Genomic DNA, 17,855 nt, shown 5'->3' with positions numbered 1-17,855 from the left:
ACTACGCCCGGCCATGCGCCGGGCGTTTTTCATGGCAAGCGAGTGGCCTGCCGGCACGTCGTTAATGACAATTCTTCTCATTGATATTTGATTCACTCCTGCTATGCTGCTTCCCTTCTCATCTGACCAGAGCGATCAACCAGGCGGAGAGTGACAACGTGAATACTCGCCTTATCGCTTCACGCACCCACACCTTGAGGGACCTCGCCCGCCTATGGCGAGCGCTACGGGATCGACTACCGCTTTCCCGCTCAGCGACGCGAAACCGTTGAAATGCCGGTTCTGCATGGACGCATTCACGAACTCGAGCCCGGTCCCGGCATGCAACTGGTGGCCTCGGACATTGAAGTCCTGCAGCGCTACGATTCACGCTCCCACCGCCCTGCCCCCCTGTCGATCATCGTCATGCTCGAAGGACATGCTCAGATCACCCTGGGCAGCGAGCGCCTGGACTTCGCCGCCGGCACGGCCCTGAGCGTACGGCTGAGTGAGCACGAAGGCTTGCAGGCCGTGCAACCGCCCAATCAGCGCATACGCGCCTTGACCCTGGCGCTGGACGCACCGCGTCTGGCCGATGCGCTAGGCGGTAAGTTGCCAATGCCGGGTTCGAGCATGCATGCCTGGTCTCTGCCTCCCGGCTTGCAACTGCTATTGGAGCAGGCCCTGAGCTCACCACTGAGCGGCGTGGCATCGCGCCTGCAGTGGGAGGGCTTGTCGCTACAATTGCTGGCCCATGGTCTGCCGCCGGGGTTTGTTGCCACTACCGCTCGACTCTCCCCTGGGGAATGGCAGCGCCTGGAGCGGGTCCGTGAACAGTTGCAGGCATCCCCGGACCAGACGTACAGCCTGCCAGCGCTGGCCGAGCTGGCCTCGATGAGCCCCGCCACCCTGCGTCGGAAATTCCAGGCGGCATACGGTTGCAGTGTCTTCGATTACCTGCGCGAGCGGCGCCTCGAGCTCGCTCGACAGATGCTGCTGCAGGGTCACGGGGTCGAGCGCGCATCACAGTTTGCCGGCTATAAACATGCCAACAACTTCACCGCGGCCTTTCGCCAACGTTACGGCTACCCGCCAAGTTCCCAGTATCGCCCCGCTTGAGCATTTGGAAGAGAGCATTGAGCAGCCGGAATAGGACAACGCCTCTCGACAAAGGAATAATTCTCATTACTTTATGAGACAACTTCCGCAGAGGACCCGTCATGCCGACACCCCGTCCACTGACACTGAGCATCGCGCTCGTGTCCGCCCTCATCGTGGCCAGTGCCCAGGCCCAGCAACCTCAGGCTATGACTCGCGATAAACTGGACACCATGACCGTTACCGGCCAGGCCGCAACCAAGACCGAAACGCCCTTCAATGAAACGCCGCAAGCCACCTCCTCAATCGAGCACGAAGAGTGGGAAGAGCGCGGTGCGCGCACGGTGCAACGTGCCCTGGACTACAGCCCCGGCGTCTTTACCAACCAGATCGGCGCTTCCAATCGCTTCGACTACCTGGTGCTGCGCGGATTCTCCGACGGCAGCCTGAGCAATACCTTCCTCGATGGCCTCAAGCTGATGGGCGATACCAACTCCCACAGCTCGATGACCATCGACCCCTGGTTCCTCGACAGCATCGAAGTGGTGCGCGGGCCGGCATCGGTCCTCTACGGCCAGGCGTCTCCGGGGGGTGTTGTCGCCCTTACCAGCAAGCGCCCGCAGTTCCAGCAAAGCGGCGAACTGCGCCTCTCAGCGGGCACCAACGCCCAGCGCAGCGCTGCCTTCGACCTGACCGGCCCGTTGGGCGAGCAACAGCGGGTCGCCTATCGAATCGTCGGTCTGGCGAGGGCCGCGGATACTCAGTTCGGCCCCGTGGAGGAAGAGCGCTACGCCATTGCCCCCTCGCTGACCTGGGACGTCTCGGATGCCACGAGCCTGACTTTGCACGCCTACCTGCAGCAGGACCCCGAGGGCGGCTATCATGCCGGGCTGCCCTACGAAGGCACCGTGGTGGACCGCAACGGCCGGCGTATCGCCAACACCTTCTTCGAAGGGGAGGACGAATACGACAAGTACGAACGTACCCAACGCCTGATAGGCTACGAGTTCGAGCACCGTTTCAACGACGCCTGGACCGGCCGCCAGCGGCTGAACTACCTCAACTCGGACGTGGTACTGAATCAGGTTTACGCATTCGGCTGGGCACCCGGCAGCGAAACCGAACTGACCCGCTACTACTCGGGAGCCGACGAGTCCCTTGAGGCCTGGACCCTGGACAACCAGCTCGAGGCCAATCTGACATCCGGTTTCATCGACCATACCGTGCTGGTTGGCGCCGACTATCAACGCCGCGACAACCAGGTAAGCTGGCCATCAGGCGCTTTCCCCGACATCGACGCTTTTGACCCTCAGTACGGCGCCGAACCGATCGCCATGTACGCTCCCTTGCGTGAGGATCACGAACTCAGGCAGACCGGCCTCTACCTCCAGGACCAGATGGCCGTGGGCAACTGGCGCCTGACCCTGGGCGGCCGCTACGACTGGGTCGATATCGCCAACACCAATCTCGACAGTGGCGATTCCAGTGAGCTCGACGACACCCAGTTCAGTGGACGCGCCGGCCTGCTCTATCTGTTCGACAATGGGGTGGCGCCATACCTCAGCTACTCCACCGCTTTCACTCCGACCAGCTTCGTCGATGCCGAGGGCGACCTCCTGCCCCCGATGGAGGGCAAGCAGATCGAGACCGGCGTGAAGTATCAGCCGGTGGGTACGCAAGATCGCTACAGCGCGGCGCTGTTCCGTATCAACCAGGAGAACGTGGCGACCAAGGAACAGCCCACCGACCCCTACCGCGCCGTGGGCGAAATCCAATCCGAAGGCCTGGAGCTGGAGGCCTATACCCACCTGACCGACAATCTGCGCCTGCAGGCGAGCTACAGCTATACCGACATTACCTACAAGCGCAGCGACGACGGCAACGAGGGCAACCGCGCCATCTATGCGCCACGCCACCAGGCCAGCCTATGGGGACAGTATGCCTTCGACTCGGGCTCGCTCACGGGTCTCGACGCAGGACTCGGCGTACGTCATTACGCCGGTATCCAAGCCGATCGCGCCAACACCTTCGAGCTGCCATCGTATACCCTGGTTGATGCCACTCTGGGCTATGACCTCGGCCGTCTTGGCCTCGACGGCGTGAGTGCGCGCCTCAACGTGACCAACCTCACCGACGAAGAGTACGTCGCCTCGTGCAACTCGCTCGAGTTCTGCTACTTCGGCGCCGAACGAGGTGTGCTCGGCACGCTGAGCTACAGCTTCTAACCTCTTTCCTCCAGAGGAGCGAAGCGACGCTGCCAAAAACAGACGGCAGCGTCGCCATCCCACCAAAAGCCTCATCGAGCTACTCCCCTTTCGTTGACTCGCCGAAGCGAAACTCATAATATCGCGAACGATAAAAAATATCATTAGCATTAAATTTATATCTCAAGGGATTATCATGACCATTTCACCCGTTTTCTGGCGCCGCTGCAGTTCGGTGGCCCTCGCATCGCTGGCCGGAGCCAGCTCTTTCACGCTCGCGCAAACGGCGAACAAAGACATCGTCGAGCTCGACACCGTCGAAGTCGTCTCGAATGCCATCGTTGCTCCCGACTATCTCGCGCTTGAGCGCGAACCCAACGTCGGCAAGATGGACATCGCCGTGCAGGAACAGCCCTACTCGATTTCGGTCGTAGACGAGGGCTTCATTCGCGATTCCGGTGCTCAGTCGATACAGGATGCATTGTTGTACACTTCGGGCGTCCACGCCGGTAACTACGGCTTCGACACACGTATCGACAGCGCCAAGGTGCGTGGGGTGGATGCGGCTCGCTATCTGGATGGGTTGCGTCAGAATTACGGCTGGTACAACAGCGTGCGCAGCAACGTCTACGCATTGGAGAGCATCGAGGTACTGAAGGGACCCTCCTCCATGCTGTATGGCCAAGGCGACCTGGGCGGAATCATCAATGCCGTCTCCAAGCTACCGCGCGAGGAGCGCAGCGGAGAGATCTGGGCACAGTACGGCACCTTCGACCGCAAGCAGCTGGCCGTGGACTTCACTGGCCCCGTGGACGAGCACGGCGAGTTTCTCTATCGCCTCGTTGCCCTAGGGCGCGACAGCGATACCCAGGTGGATCACGTGGAAGATGACGGTTACCTGCTGGCGCCCTCCTTTACCTGGCGGCCCAGCGAAGATACGGACGTCACGCTGCTCTTGAATCGCCAGGAGAACAAGGGGCAGGTCTCTGCTCAGTTCCTGCCACAGGCGGGCACGCTGGAGCCGGGCTCACGGGGCTATATCGGTTCCGAGCGATTCGTCGGTGAGCCCGGGTGGGATCGTTACGACCGCGAGAAGACCGAGGCGACCCTATTCCTCGATCACCATTTCACCGAGGACTGGGCGTTCTCCGCCACGGCGCGCTACACCCGTTCCAGCGCAGACACCCGCGAGCATTGGGTCACCATACCCAGCGTCCCGGATGCCAACGGAGAAGTAGCGAGGACAATCTACACTGTCGACAGGAGCACTCGCATCCTCAACCTCGACGCTCGCCTGAAGGGTGAAGTCGATCTCGGTGCGACCCGTCACCACCTGTTGCTGGGCCTGGATCGGCAAGATGCACGCTGGGAGGAGGATAACTACTTCTACGGATACGGGCTGGGCGGCAGCTTCAACGTTTATGACCCTGAGTATGGCAATCTCAATGATGACGTGATCACCCCGACGGACAGGCCAGACAACGAAATCGAGCAGACCGGCCTTTACCTGGCCGATCACATCGCGGTGGGCCCGGTCGTGATTTCCGCCGGCCTGCGCCACGACTGGGCGGAAAACCGTAGCCTGGCGGTTGACGGGCCGGACACAGAAAGTCGCGAAGAGGCCACGACCGGCAGGCTCGGTCTGATGTATCGCTTCGACAATGGCCTTTCCCCCTATGTCAGCTACGCCGAGTCGTTCAGCATGAACCTGGGCACCGACGGCACACCCGAGGCGAATACGCTGAAGCCGACCACCGGTGATCAGCAGGAGGTCGGCTTCAAGTACCTTTCGCCTGACAAGTCGCTGGGAATTACCGCCGCCTACTTCGACATCACCCAGCAGAATCGGATCAACGATGGGCAGACCCCCGGCGGGGCCGAGCAGACCGGGGCCGTCATCGACGGCTGGGAACTCCAAATCAACAAGCGCTGGGACAGCTTCGAGACCCAGGTCGCCTATACCGACCTGAACGCGCGCGACGACGCCACCGGCGACCGGTTATCCAGCGTCGCGGAGCGCCAGGCCTCGTGGTGGAACCGTTACTATCTGGGCAGCAACTGGCGCTTTGGAGCCGGCGTGCGCTATATCGGCGACAGCGTCGGCTCGGGAGGTGCCCCGCTGATTCCTTCCGTGACGCTCTACGACGCCATGGTGGGCTACACCCTGGGTAACTGGGACTTCTCGGTGGACGCCAAGAACCTCGCCGACGAGGAATACGTTTCCTGGTGCCGCTCCGAAGGAACCGACTGCGGCTACGGCGACCGCCGTACCGTCACTGCAAACGTGAGATATCAATTCTAAAGACGGCAGACGCAAAGCACGACACCCGGCCACAAGGCCGGGTGTCTCGTTTAGGCAATGCAGCGAGATTACCAACGATAGCTGAGGCTACCGATAACGCTGCGCGACTCGCCGTAATAGCACCAGAAACTGGCTTCACAGGAGGCGACATAGTCTTCGTCAGTCACGTTATTGACATTGAGTTGTGCCCGCCAGTTGGCGTCGAAATCATAGGCTACCAGCGCGTCGACCACGGTGTGGCTCGGTACATCGATATCGCCACCCACACTCGAGCCCACATGACGAATGCCGCCCCCTAGCTGCAGACCGCTGAACGTACCTTGGGTGATAGCGTAATCCAGCCAGGTGGCCGCCTGGTGGCGAGCAACGAGATCCTTGCGGATATCCCCATCGGTACGCGCATCGGTGTATGTATAAGCGGCAGTGAGACGCAGCGCTTCACTCAGTTGAACCTGACCCTCCAGCTCGAGACCTTGTGAGCGCTGCTCACCCTCCTGCACTTGGAAACCGCCCGGCGAGGTTACCAAGCCATTGCTTTCCTTAAGATCGAACAAAGCCGCAGTGACATAGCCATCCCATTCCGGCGGCGCGATCTTTACCCCCAGCTCCCACTGTTCCCCTTCGCGAGGCTCATAGAGTTCACCGGCATCGTCCACCCGTGCCAGAGGATCAAAGGACTCGGTGTAGCTCAGATAAGGATTCACCCCGCTTTGCCCCAGGTACATGACACCACCAGACCAGGAGAATTGATCGTCGTTGGATCGCTGCGTCTGTCCCGAGGTGCGATTGGCATTATCGGTTTCCGCCTGATCGTAGCGCACGCCACCCAACAGCACCCAGCGATCGGCCAGGCTCAGCTGGTTCTGAAGGTAAATACCGGTCTGCTGCTTGTCGATATCACGTTCGATTCGCTGGCTATCATCTATCGGCGTGAAGTTGCCGTAGACGGGATCGAATACGTCGACAGTGCCGAAAGCAAAGCTGTCGGCCTCATGTCCTCTCAGCTTGAGGTCCTGATAGTCGATGCCAAGCAGCAGAGTGTTCTCGTAGCCATCGCCGAACCAGTTACCGAGCAAGCGATTGTCAACCGTCCAGCTGTTTATGTTGCCATCACGGTGTGTATGGCCCTGCCCCGCTTCACGCGGGCTGATCATACCCAGGGCATAGCTGCTACGCAGCAGCAGGTCCAGTTCGCTGTAGCGCAGGTTCTGCTCAAAGCGCCAAGTGTCGTTGAACCAGTGCTCCAATTCGTAGCCCAGTGCCCACTGGGTACGCTCATTGGTGTCGTAACCGGGCTGGCTGAGATTGGTGTGTCGATCGATCTTGTCGAAGGGTGTGTCCTGGACGGTACCGTAAGGTGGCTTGAAGGGGTTGACGGGTACTGCATCGTCCTTCTGCAGGCTGGCGAGCACCGTCAAGGTGGTGTCCTCGCTAAAGTCCACCGCCAGGCTGGGGGCGAAGTAGTAGCGCTCATTGCTCGTGTGATCGAGGTCCCCGTCGCGCTCCTTCCAGGTACCGACCAACCGGTAGCGGACGTCACCCGACTCGGTGACCGGCCCCGAACTGTCGAAGCCGACCTGGCGGTGGTCTCGGTTACCGAGCTGGAGGTCGAAGCGCCCCTGAGGCTCGGCGGTCGGCCGCTTGCTGACGGCATTGATCAAGCCACCGGAAGGTGCCTCACCATAGAGAATCGACGACGGCCCCTTGAAGACTTCCACTCTTTCCAGCCCGTAGGGCTCAGGCAGCCACTGGTAAAAACCCTCACGGTAGATACGCAAGCCGTCCTGATACGTCGAGTGATTGAAGCCACGTACCTTTAGCCAATCCGTATCGTTATCAGATCCATAGTGGCCCGCCAAAACCCCAGCGCGATAGCGAAAGGCCTCGTCGAGCTGTTGCACGTTGCGCGTGTCGAGCTCCTCCCGTTCGACCAGAGACACCGGACGCGGCGTCTCGACCAGCGGCGAGGCCACCTTCAGAGCCGCCCCCACCACCACTAGGGTATCCGTTCCCAAGGTATCTTCTTGGGCTGATGCATACAGTGCCATACCAAGCAACGCGCCCCCTATCGTAAGGCCAAGTGCTAGTCGTACTGCCTGAGTCAGCGCGTTCGTCTGCGCGTAGGGATGAATGCTGGACATGCGAGAGTGTCCTCTGAGCGCTTGTAGGAGGGAGAAGGAGCTATATCGCCGCACGTCAATGAAAATCGATAACGAACAGCATCACGCATCATACAGAATGTATTGGTGTTTGAAAAATCAAATGCAAACCATTATTGTTTCCCTCTCTTGAGCATAGCTCTCGACATCGTCACCGAGAACCGAGACGACTCGCCCCAAACAGCAAGCAAGGGAACGACATCCGATGACTCAAAAGACGCACATCGCCTGGCTGGCACCGGTAATGCTCGGCACTACCCTGCCGGGCTTGGCCTTCGCCCAGGCCGAGACCGAAGGGACCGATGCTTCGCGCGACCTCTCCCCGCTGGTCGTCACCGCCACCCGCAATCGCAGCCAGGCCGGCGAGACGCCCCAGAAGATCACTGTCATAACTCGTGAGCAGATAGAGCAGCAACTGGCCATCACACAGGACCCTGGCCAGGTGCTCAGCAACCTGATTCCCTCTTATTCGCCCAGCCGCCAGAAGCTCTCCAATACCGGTGAGACGTTTCGTGGTCGAGCGCCACTGTTTCTGATCGATGGCGTGCCCCAGACCAATCCACTACGTGACAGCGCTCGGGACAGTTACACCATCGACCTGAGCATGGTCGAGCGCATCGAGGTGATCCATGGCGCCAGTGCCGAGCACGGCCTGGGTGCCACCGGCGGTCTTATCAACTTCGTCACCAAGCGTGCAGAAGGAGGTGGCATCAGCCACCAAATTTCCACTCAGCTCACCTTCGACGACGATTTCGAATCCGAGGGCTTCGGTAACAAGCTGGGCTACCAGCTCAGTGCTCAGAATGGCGACTGGGACTTCCTGGGCGCCGTCACACGCCAGGAGCGCGGGGTCTTTTATGACGGTAACGACGAGATCGTAGGTATCGCCTACCCCGGCGAGCTGCAGAACTCCACCAGCTATGACCTCTTCGGCAAGCTTGGTTACTGGATCGATGAGGACCAAAACGTTGAGTTTTCACTCAACCACTTCGACTTGGAAGAAGGTGACGATTACGTTCCGGAGACAGGTAATCGTGACGCCGGCATCCCGACCACGGCCCGCCGAGGCAGTCGCGATGGAGCCCCCGGCTTCAACGAAGTCACGACGGCACGGCTAGCCTACTCGCATGACGACTGGCTCGGTAATGAACTCGATGCACAGATCTATCGCCAGCGCTTCCGCGCCCGATTTGCCACCACCCCTTTCTTCCCCTATCTGGACGCATCGGGTAATACCCAGTACGACCAGTCGCGCAATGAGTCGGACAAGCTGGGGGGCAAGTTCTCGCTCAGCCGCGCAGGCCTGCTCGATGATCGCTTGAGATTGACCACCGGCATCGACGTACTGCAAGACGAGACCCGGCAGATGCTGGTCGACACTGAACGTACCTATGTGCCCGAGACCCAGTTTCGCAACTATGCCCTCTTTTTGCAGGGTGACTTCAGCCTGACCGACTCACTTAGCCTGCACGCCGGCGTTCGCCATGAACAGGCTGAGCTCGAAGTCGATACCTTCTCAACCATCGACCGCAGTAACGTTACCCAGGACAACGTCACCGTCGACGGCGGCAAGCCGGACTTCGACGAGACCCTTTACAACTTGGGTCTGGTCTATCAAGCCACCGACTGGGCACAGCTCTACGCCAATTATTCCCAGGGCTTCGGTATGCCCGATGTGGGTCGCGTATTGCGCGGCATCGATGTACCCGGACAGGACATCGATACTCTGCTGCAACTCCAGCCGATCGTGACCGACAATCGCGAGATCGGGGCTCGTTTCGACTGGGATCGCTATGGCCTCGAGCTGAGCTATTACGAATCCGACTCCGATTACGGCGAGCGCCTCGCTGAGGTAAACGGTGTCTTCGTCGGGAATCGCGAGAAGACCGAGATCCAGGGCGTCGAGGTGACAGGTGAAATGCGCCTCGGCGATGCGCATGATCTGCGCCTCACCTACACTCACGCCGAAGGCGAGTCGGACCAGGATGGTGACGGCAGCGTCGATACCGAGCTGACCGGCATCAATATCGCACCGGATACGCTGCGACTGGGCTGGAGCGCCGCCTGGAACGACACCCTCTCCTCTCACCTGCAGGCCAGCCACTACTTTGATCGTAGCGTCGACGACCCCGAACTGGAGTTCGATGGCTATACGCTATTCGACGCTTCCCTGGCCTATCGCCTGCCCGTGGGACAACTCTCCTTCGGCATCGAGAACCTGACCGACGAGCAGTACATCACCTACTACTCCCAGGCAGCTCGAGTCAGTGACGAATACTATTTCGCCGGACGCGGTCGTACTTTCACCCTCGGCTATCAGTTGGACTTCTGATTCCTCGGTCTGAAACGGACCTGGCTTACTGTTTGGCGGCGCCTTGGGCGCCGCTTTTTTCGTCGTAAGCCTTTGACTCTCCCTTTACTCTCAGCGCCACCACTCGGGATGCGCTTCCATGAGCTCTCGCCGGCGCTCCGCCTCCCGGGCCTGCTTATCGAGGGCGGGTACCAGCAGCGCTTCGGCACGTGCCGGAGAGAGCGCGAAGAGGCCGTCGTCGTCGCCGATGATCAAATCGCCCGGCGAGATCGCCACGCCATCGATGGCCACCGGCACGTTGACCTCGCCTTCGAGGTTCACGGCGCGAGTGGTGAGCGGACTCGTGCCACGGGAGTATACCGGCAGGTTCAACTGCGCCAGCTCGGCCGCGTCGGTGACCCGCCCCGAAGTGACCACCCCGGCAAGCCCCTTGCGCAGCGCCGCGTAGCTGCGCAGCTCGCCCCAGCAGGCACGGCGCTCGTCGCCGGAGACGTCGATCACCAGCACCTCTCCCGGCTCGGCCATTTCCAGCGCACGGCGAATCACACTTCCGTCGAGATGTGGGATACGCACCGTCAGCGCGCTGCCCAGCAGCCGTACCGGGCGACGCAGCGGCGTGAGACCGACGATGGCACCAAAGTCGGTAAGATGGCCAAGGGTGGACGTAGCGACGTCACGATAGCGCGCCAACAGCTCCGGTGAGGCGGCCGTCGTGCGGGGGTTGATGTCGAACATGGCATGTTTCCTTGCCGTCTGCCGCTGACGGTCAGGTGCGCCAGCGATGGAGTAGATAGACGAAGAACGGTGCGCCGATCCCGGCGACGAAGACGCCTGCCGGCAGGTCACGGGGCAGAAAGGCAATCCGCCCCAGCAGGTCGGCGTGCAGCACGATCAGCGCGCCGATGAGCGCGGTGGCCGGCACCAGGCCGGCGTGACCGCGCGCTACCAGCCTCCGGCCGATGTGGGGCGCCAGCAGGCCGACGAAACTCAACCCGCCGGCGAAGGCCACCGCCGACCCGGCAAGCGCCACCGCCAGCAACAGCAGCGCGAGGCGAGTGCCCCGCACCGCCGTACCCAATCCGGTAGCCAGCTCATCGCCCAGTGCCAGCACGTCCAGGCGACGAGACAGTGCCAGCGCCAGGGGCAGCCCCACGAGCGCCCAAGGGGCGAGCCCGGCCACTTCCCGCCACTGGGCGGCATAGAGGCTGCCGGTCAGCCACACATAGGCCTGCATTGCCGTGGTATCGGCGGCAAGTACTAGCACCAAGGTAGTGCCCGCGCCCAGCGCGGCGGCAAGGCCGATACCGATCAGCACAAGTCGTGCCGGGGTCACGCCGCGCCCGCTCAGGGCGAGAATGAGCAGCGCCACCGACAGCGCGCCGGCCAACGCCGCCAGCGGCAGCCAGGCCTCGCCCAGCGCCGCCCCGCCCAGTGCCAGGAAGCAGACCGCCGCCAGCGAGGCGCCACCGGTGATGCCGATCACGTCGGGTGAAGCCAGCGGATTGCGCACCAGTCCCTGCAACAGCAGCCCGGCGACGCCCAGACAGGCGCCGACGAGAATCGCCAGCACGATGCGCGGCAGACGGATTTCATGGACGATCAAGGCGATGTCGCTTCGCGCGGGATGAAATAGTGCCTCGAGTACCGCTGTCGGGGGGGTGGCCTGGCTGCCCAGGCTCAGCGAGATCATGGCACTGGCGGCGAGCGCCAGCGACAGCAGCAGCGTCACCGCCAGAGTGCGATGCTCGAGGCGCAGCGACAGCCGACCATTGGCGACACGCAAGACCACGGAGCGACTCATGGTGTCAGGCTCCGGCGCCGGGCAAGATGGAGAAAGAACGGCGTGCCTAGCAGCGCCGTCATCACCCCCACCGGCACCTCCTGGGGCGGCATCAAAAAGCGCGCCAGGGTGTCGGCGGCAAGCAGCAGGCCAGCTCCCAACAGGGCGCAGCCGGGCAGCACCCAGCGATGATCACGACCGAACATCGCCCGCACCATGTGCGGCACGATCAGCCCCACGAAGCCGATCATGCCGGCCAGCGCCACCGAACAGCCGGCCAGCACGATCACTACCAGACCGGCCAGCAGCCGGACCCGGCCGGTACGCTGCCCGAGCCCCTTGACCACTTCGTCGTCCAGAATCAGCAGATTGAGCTGGCGTACCAGCAGCGCGCAAAGCGCCGCGGCGCCGAGAAAGAATGGCAGCAGCGGCGTCACAATCTCCAAGCCACGCCCCGCCACCGAGCCGGCGAGCCACAGCAGCAGGCTCTCGAAGCCCTCCTGGTCGATGATCAACAACCCTTGGGCCAGCGAGACGAACAGCGCGGTGACCGCCACGCCACCCAGCACCACCCGCATCGGCGAGAGACCGCCGCCCCGCTCGCGCCCCAGCAGCGCGACCAGCAACGCCGCCGTCAGGGCCCCGAGAAAAGCCACCCAGACCAATTCCAGCGGCGAGCGCAGTGCGAAGAAACTGCTCGCCACCACAACGAAGCACATGGCCCCGGCGTTAATGCCGAGAACGCTTGGTGCGGCCAGGGCATTGCGCGTCAGGGTCTGCATCAGGGCGCCGGCCACCGCCAGGCTAGCACCCACCACGGCGGCGATCACCGCGCGGGGCAGGCGCTCGGTGCGCAGGATCAGATGCGACATCGAGCCCGGGTCGGGCGTGATGAAGGCCTCCAACAGGCTGGCCGGAGCGATCTCGGTGGCGCCGAGCGCCAGGCTGGCCACACCGGCAGTGAGCGCCAGCATCGCGCCCAATAGCAGGCCAAGCCCCTTGGCCATGGGAGTGATCAGCATGCCATGTACTCCGCGGCGCTGGCACCGTCGTGCAGGCCATAGTGGACGTAGAGTTCGTCCAGTAGCCGGTTGGCCGCCAAGATACCTGACCCCATGCTCCAGAGGATGGGGTCGACACGATAGACTTGTCCCTGCTCCACCGCCTCGAGGCGCTGCCACAGCGGGTGCGTGGTCCACTCGCGATGGAGTTCTACCACCGCCGGGTCGTCGCGCATGAAGACGAAGATGGCATCGGCATCCAGGGCAGGCAGGCTCTCCCGGCTGACCAACTTGACGCCCCAGCCCGCGCCCTCCTGGCCCTCGGGGCGCTGGAAGCCGAGCTGATCGAGGATGTGCCGGGCGAAGCCATCGTAATAGAGGCGCACGTGATCGCCGCGAAAGCTGACCACCGAAACCCGCTGCGGCCAGGCATCGCCCAACCGGGCCGCGGCACGGCAGCGGAAGTCGGCGACCCGCTCATGCCATTCGGCGAGCAGTTCCCGGGCCTCCGCCTCGCGCCCGGTGGCCTCCCCCAGCAGCATGAGCATGGCCTCGAAGTCATAGGCGGTGCCGGCGATCACCGTGGGCGCGATGCGTGAGAGCAAGGGGTAGACGTCGGCGTGACGATAGCGGGCACCGACGATCAGGTCAGGCGCGAGCCCCGCCACCGCCTCGAGATCCGGCTGGGTTTCCAGCCCCAGATAGCGCACCTCTGCGGGCAGCTCATCGCGCAGGTAGCGATACATGGGACGCTCGAGCCAGGACTCGACCACGCCCACGGGGCCGAGCCCCAAGGCCAGGGCGCTGTCGGTGGCGCCCTGGTAGAGGGTCACGATGCGGCGAGGCTCGCCCTCGATGCGAGCCTCGCCCAGGGCGTGCTCGACGCGGCGCAGCGTCTCGGCATGTGCCGTCAGGGCCAGAGACCCCGACAGCAACATCAGGGCGACGAGGCGGCTGCAGGTTCGCGAGAAAGGCATGAGAATCATTCGCCATTCATGAGACGTGCCCTTTATACAGGTTCGGCACCGACAACGCACGCCCCTTCCAGCTTGCGGCTCACCAGGCCCTCCGTGCGGAAGGGATTGGGTTGGCAGGTCTTTCCCGACGGCATGCTGCCGGGGACACCCTGCTGCTCGAACAGCGGACGCAGTACGCACTTCAACGGCCAGCGCGATGCCGCGAACAGCACCTCATGCAGCATGCATCGCTGTGCGTGATCGAACGGTAGTGTCTCGATCACCATTGCCAAGCGTTCGCGCACCACCTGCCAAAGTTCAACCTCCGTGAGGCCCTGGTGGGCATGTAACAATGCCAGGCTTTCGATGATCGCGCCCAGGTTGACCTGTACGCCCAAGGTCTGGAGATAGAAGAGCAGGTCCTGCGGCGTCTCGTTGTAGAGGCTGTTCGAGTAGCCCGGGCGAATCCGGTATTGCGGGTCATCGATGGCGTGGCGATCGAGCCACGGCCGATGCAGCCGCACCGAGTCGTGATCGCGTAGCAGCAGGCCCTCCATGCGCCCGTCGCGCCACACCAGCACGGCGTTTTGACCGTGGATCTCGGGCATCAGTCCCAGACGATAGAGGCGCAGGGAGATCTCGAAGAAGAGATCGCACAGCTCGCCGAACAGCGTGACCGTCGCCGCCGGCCCCTCGTTCAGCCCGCGGTGACGACGCCACGCCTCGAAGGGATGCTCTCCCGCGCATGCCGCCTGCGCATCGGAAACCCCCAGCGCCGCCATGGGCAGCAGGCGCACCGCGGGGTCGGTTAGCAGAGCCCGAGGATATTCTCGGGTCAACGCCCCCAGGTGGCGCGGCGGATCGTCGAACAGCCCGCTGCCTTTTGGCAGGTAGGACCACCAGCGGCGTTCGTCGCACAAGTGAAGGCGTTCGGTCAGGACGACGTCGCGCTCGCGGGCCTGCTCGAGCAGGGTCTGGCCGCGTTCGCCGTTGATCAGCTTGACGGCGGGCAGGTAGCGCGCAGCTCCCAGGGAGAACACCGCCATTGGCAGCTTCAGGTGAAAACGCCCGTCGTTCAGCGGCGCCAGCGAGCGCAGCGACGAGGTCGCACCAAAGTCGCCAACGGCGGTCTCCAGTGCCACCCCCTCCCCTGCCGCCAGCATGTCGCCGAGATGCCGCGGCAGCCCATGCTCGAACTGCCAGGGATGCACCGGCAGTGCCAGGTAGGCCTCCCGATCCAGGCCGCGCTGTATCATCTCCGCTTCGAGTTCGGCGCGCTGGGTCTCGTCCAGTAGCAGCGCTGCCGGCTCCGGCGCGCCGGGTGCCGCCCCGCTGCCCGTCGCCAGACACTCGCGGCGCATGGCCAGCCAACGTAACCGGATGGGCTGGTCGAACTCCGCCGCATAGCGGCGATGGCCCTCTTCATCGAGCCCCTCCTTGGCCTTGGCCAGCGGATGGAAAGGACGGTCGCGCAACGCGGCACGGCGTTCCAGGCTACGCAGGCCGGCCGCGGCGGAGCCCCCCGAAGATGACGTCAGCACTGGCGCTTCGGCGATCGACTGACGGGTCTGCCACAGGGTGGTGGCCAGCAAGCGCCGTACGTTGGCCACTCCCGGCTGCTGCCGCTGGGCCTCGTCCAGGCAGTAGGTCTCCACTCGCTCGAGCAGCTCGGTCGGTGTCAGTCGACGCCATTCGGCGATGCCGCCGTCGGCTCGAAAGCTCACCGCAAAGACTCCGGCGGCACTGACGTGCCGGCGCGGCGGCAGCACGGCGCTACGCAGCGGAAACAGCAGCGCATGTCCGCTCTCGCGTTCGATCCACCAACGCAGGCAATCCGCTCCCGGTGGCCAGTCCAGTGCATCGGGCAACGCCGCGGGCGCCGGCCAGTCGCTCGACTGATCGTCGAGAAAGCCTTCGGCCAGCAGCGTGTCGACGAAATCGCCGAACAGGCGCGCCTCGGCGAGACGTGCGGCTTCCTGCCGTGACGGGGTGGCAGCAAATGTTGAGTCAGGCGGTATCACGGACAAGCTCCTTGTCATCGAAAGGGCCATCGAGGTAAAGGTGTCGAGGATGGGCGTGGCCCAGAAAGTCGTGATGCGAGATGGTCCAGCCGTAGGCACCGGCGCGGTGAAACAACACCACGTCGCCGATCCGCAGCCGCGCCACCGGCACGTCACTGGCCAGAACGTCCTTGGGCGTGCACAGCTCACCGACAAGTGTCACCCGCTGGCCCTCGAGCACAGGGCGCGGAAAGGGATAGGGCCAGTGGCATCTTGGCAGCACCTCGAAGGGGTGATCGTGACGCCACGAGGCGGGCAGGCGGAAGTGATGGGTGCCACCGCGCAGAACGGCGAATTGACGGCCATGGCTCTGCTTGAGATCGATGACCTCGACGGCGTAGTAGCCGCAGAAGGCAACGAGGTAGCGACCGGGCTCGAACAGCAGCGTTGCTCCGGGCAGTGGTTCGTCGTCGAGCAGCGAGCGCAGCGTGTCGAGGAAGATCGCCCAGTCGAAATCCGGGCGCTCGTCATAGGAAACACCGAAGCCGCCGCCGGCATCGACGCAACGGATCTCCAGTTCGAAGCGCTCGGCCCATGCCCCCACCCGTGCCAGGTACGTGGCTACCAGCCGGGCATGCAGGCGCGCATCGAGATTGTTGGAGATCGAGTGCAGGTGAAAGCCGTCGAGCCGCAGCGCTGGGCTGCGGCGGGCCTCCTCGATCGCTTCCTCCACCTGCGGCTCGTCGATGCCGAACTGGGTGGCGCGTCCCGCCATGGTGACGGTGGCCTCGGGCAATGCGTCGTGCAGGTTAACGCGCAGCAGGATCGGCACCACCTGGCCGCGCCGCTCGGCAATCAGATTCAACCGTCGCAGTTCGTGCAGGCTCTCGACGTGTATCCGCGTCACGCCAAGGTCAAGCGCCTCCTCCAGCTCGGCATCCTTCTTGCCAGGGCCGCCGAAGATGATCGAGGCCGAGTCGCTCACCTCGCGGATGCGCCGAATCTCGCCGATCGAGGCGGCTTCGAAGCCCGCCACCAAGGGCGCCAGGGTCGCGATCAGCCGCCGATCCGGGTTGGCCTTGACGGCATAGTAGAGTTGGCATCGCTCGGGCAGCCCTTGCAGCATGACGCCGACATGATCGCGCAGCGCCGCAAGGTCGTAGAGGAAAGCACAGACCGGCTCGTGGGTCCCGCCGGGCCCCGGCTCGCCGAGTGCCGCCAGGCAGTGTCCCACCGCCGCCGAGGGCGGGCACCACGGCGCCGGATAACGAATGGTGGCCGCACTGGTCATGCATCGCCCCCCTCACGGTAAGGAGCCAACTTCGCCTCCAGGGCACGAAAGGCGATGCCGCGCTCGTCGCCCAGGACGAAGGCGCGCACACCCCGCTCGCACCAATAGCTGCGGCGCTCCTCGCTACGGGGAATGGCGCAGAACGGCACCTCGGCGCGCCGGCACTCGGCGTGGATTCGATCAAGCGACTCGACCACCGCCGGGGCTTCGGTCTGCCAGGGAAGACCCATGGATTGCGACAGATCCGCCGCCCCCTCCAGCACCATGTCCACCCCGGGTACGCGCAGGATGGCCGGTAGATTCTCGACTCCTTCCCGGCTCTCGATCATGGGTATCAGCATGAGTTCATCGTTGGCACGGCTCAGGTACTCCACCAGATCGTCGGCGCCGAAACGCGCCGGGCGTCCACCGTTCATGCTGCGCTGACCCAGCGGCCGGAAGCGCAGGCATTCATTGAGCGCCTGCAGGGATCCGGCGCTGCGCACGTCGGCCAGTACGATGCCCCGCGCGCCGCCATCGAGCAGCGGCACCACGATGGCCGGGTCGGGTCGTGACACTCGCACCAGAGCGGTGAGTCCGGCGAGTTCAGCAGCACGCAGCATGTGTTCCAGCGTCTCGGGATTCACCAGGGTGTGCTCGGTATCCAGGATGACGAAGTCGAAGCCGGCCTGGCCGATCATCTCGACGGTCACCGCCGTGGGAATCGAAGCGAACAGACCGAGCACCGTCTCGCCTCGTGCCAGCCGGCGCTTGAGAGCATTGGGCGTCAACATG

Annotated in this window: 12 protein-coding genes; 4 read left to right on the top strand and 8 right to left on the bottom strand. The window is 63.5% G+C overall.

The genetic code is table 11. The features are described 5' to 3' along the window. Window positions 1-273: 273 nt before the first annotated feature. The 3 genes from HNO53_RS08455 (at window position 274) to HNO53_RS08445 (ending at window position 5,583) form a co-directional block, all read left to right on the top strand. Window positions 274-1,098, top strand: coding sequence for a helix-turn-helix transcriptional regulator (locus HNO53_RS08455; RefSeq protein ID WP_209477785.1), 825 nt, complete (start codon window positions 274-276; stop codon window positions 1,096-1,098). A gap of 101 nt (window positions 1,099-1,199) precedes the next feature. Then, window positions 1,200-3,302, top strand: a complete 2,103-nt coding sequence (locus HNO53_RS08450) for a TonB-dependent siderophore receptor (protein ID WP_209477784.1) — start codon at window positions 1,200-1,202, stop codon at window positions 3,300-3,302. Window positions 3,303-3,477: 175 nt separating this feature from the next. Then, on the top strand, window positions 3,478-5,583 hold the full coding sequence (locus tag HNO53_RS08445) for a TonB-dependent siderophore receptor (RefSeq protein ID WP_209477783.1): 2,106 nt from the start codon (window positions 3,478-3,480) through the stop codon (window positions 5,581-5,583). A gap of 68 nt (window positions 5,584-5,651) precedes the next feature. Here the strand turns inward: HNO53_RS08445 and HNO53_RS08440 are convergent, their stop codons facing one another. Continuing rightward, the gene (locus tag HNO53_RS08440) at window positions 5,652-7,724 is read right to left on the bottom strand and encodes a TonB-dependent siderophore receptor (protein WP_209477782.1); all 2,073 of its coding nucleotides are present in this window, start codon (window positions 7,722-7,724) and stop codon (window positions 5,652-5,654) included. Between the two features lie 223 nt (window positions 7,725-7,947). Between HNO53_RS08440 and HNO53_RS08435 the strand changes: the two genes are divergently transcribed. Then, window positions 7,948-10,074: a TonB-dependent receptor gene (locus tag HNO53_RS08435; RefSeq protein WP_209477781.1), complete on the top strand. Its 2,127-nt coding sequence runs from the start codon at window positions 7,948-7,950 to the stop codon at window positions 10,072-10,074. A gap of 90 nt (window positions 10,075-10,164) precedes the next feature. Here the strand turns inward: HNO53_RS08435 and HNO53_RS08430 are convergent, their stop codons facing one another. From HNO53_RS08430 to HNO53_RS08400, 7 genes are read right to left on the bottom strand one after another with little or no spacing between them, the layout of a single operon-like run. Beyond that, window positions 10,165-10,788 carry an RraA family protein gene (locus HNO53_RS08430; protein ID WP_209477780.1) on the bottom strand — a complete coding sequence of 208 codons (624 nt, stop codon included), beginning with the start codon at window positions 10,786-10,788 and terminating at the stop codon, window positions 10,165-10,167. 31 nt (window positions 10,789-10,819) lie between these two features. Further along, the gene (locus HNO53_RS08425) at window positions 10,820-11,854 is read right to left on the bottom strand and encodes a FecCD family ABC transporter permease (protein ID WP_209477779.1); all 1,035 of its coding nucleotides are present in this window, start codon (window positions 11,852-11,854) and stop codon (window positions 10,820-10,822) included. Continuing rightward, window positions 11,851-12,855, bottom strand: a complete 1,005-nt coding sequence (locus tag HNO53_RS08420) for a FecCD family ABC transporter permease (RefSeq protein ID WP_209477778.1) — start codon at window positions 12,853-12,855, stop codon at window positions 11,851-11,853. Before HNO53_RS08420 ends, HNO53_RS08425 begins: the two co-directional genes overlap by 4 nt. After that, window positions 12,849-13,811, bottom strand: a complete 963-nt coding sequence (locus HNO53_RS08415; protein ID WP_209477776.1) for an ABC transporter substrate-binding protein — start codon at window positions 13,809-13,811, stop codon at window positions 12,849-12,851. The genes HNO53_RS08420 and HNO53_RS08415 overlap by 7 nt, the downstream gene beginning before the upstream one ends. Window positions 13,812-13,843: 32 nt before the next feature. Beyond that, a complete protein-coding gene (locus HNO53_RS08410; protein WP_209477774.1) occupies window positions 13,844-15,811 on the bottom strand; it encodes an IucA/IucC family protein in 1,968 nt (655 codons plus the stop codon). Beyond that, window positions 15,798-17,081: a type III PLP-dependent enzyme gene (locus tag HNO53_RS08405; protein WP_209477772.1), complete on the bottom strand. Its 1,284-nt coding sequence runs from the start codon at window positions 17,079-17,081 to the stop codon at window positions 15,798-15,800. Before HNO53_RS08405 ends, HNO53_RS08410 begins: the two co-directional genes overlap by 14 nt. Next, complete coding sequence (locus HNO53_RS08400) at window positions 17,078-17,854, bottom strand: HpcH/HpaI aldolase family protein (protein WP_209477770.1); 777 nt, start codon at window positions 17,852-17,854, stop codon at window positions 17,078-17,080. The genes HNO53_RS08405 and HNO53_RS08400 overlap by 4 nt, the downstream gene beginning before the upstream one ends. Window position 17,855 lies beyond the last annotated feature (1 nt).

This window comes from Billgrantia antri, assembly GCF_017868935.1.
GTDB classification, from domain to species: domain Bacteria; phylum Pseudomonadota; class Gammaproteobacteria; order Pseudomonadales; family Halomonadaceae; genus Halomonas; species Halomonas antri.
Note: the sequence above shows the minus strand (reverse complement) of the source record. Positions and strands in the feature narration are given on the sequence as shown.

Bases quoted from the DNA above. Each gene is read 5' to 3' on its own strand.
- HNO53_RS08455 (WP_209477785.1), top strand. From the start codon at position 274: ATGCCGGTTCTGCATGGACGCATTCACGAACTCGAGCCCGGTCCCGGC.
- HNO53_RS08450 (WP_209477784.1), top strand. From the start codon at position 1,200: ATGCCGACACCCCGTCCACTGACACTGAGCATCGCGCTCGTGTCCGCC.
- HNO53_RS08445 (WP_209477783.1), top strand. From the start codon at position 3,478: ATGACCATTTCACCCGTTTTCTGGCGCCGCTGCAGTTCGGTGGCCCTC.
- HNO53_RS08440 (WP_209477782.1), bottom strand. From the start codon at position 7,724: ATGTCCAGCATTCATCCCTACGCGCAGACGAACGCGCTGACTCAGGCA.
- HNO53_RS08435 (WP_209477781.1), top strand. From the start codon at position 7,948: ATGACTCAAAAGACGCACATCGCCTGGCTGGCACCGGTAATGCTCGGC.
- HNO53_RS08430 (WP_209477780.1), bottom strand. From the start codon at position 10,788: ATGTTCGACATCAACCCCCGCACGACGGCCGCCTCACCGGAGCTGTTG.
- HNO53_RS08425 (WP_209477779.1), bottom strand. From the start codon at position 11,854: ATGAGTCGCTCCGTGGTCTTGCGTGTCGCCAATGGTCGGCTGTCGCTG.
- HNO53_RS08420 (WP_209477778.1), bottom strand. From the start codon at position 12,855: ATGCTGATCACTCCCATGGCCAAGGGGCTTGGCCTGCTATTGGGCGCG.
- HNO53_RS08415 (WP_209477776.1), bottom strand. From the start codon at position 13,811: ATGCCTTTCTCGCGAACCTGCAGCCGCCTCGTCGCCCTGATGTTGCTG.
- HNO53_RS08405 (WP_209477772.1), bottom strand. From the start codon at position 17,081: ATGACCAGTGCGGCCACCATTCGTTATCCGGCGCCGTGGTGCCCGCCC.
- HNO53_RS08400 (WP_209477770.1), bottom strand. From the start codon at position 17,854: ATGTTGACGCCCAATGCTCTCAAGCGCCGGCTGGCACGAGGCGAGACG.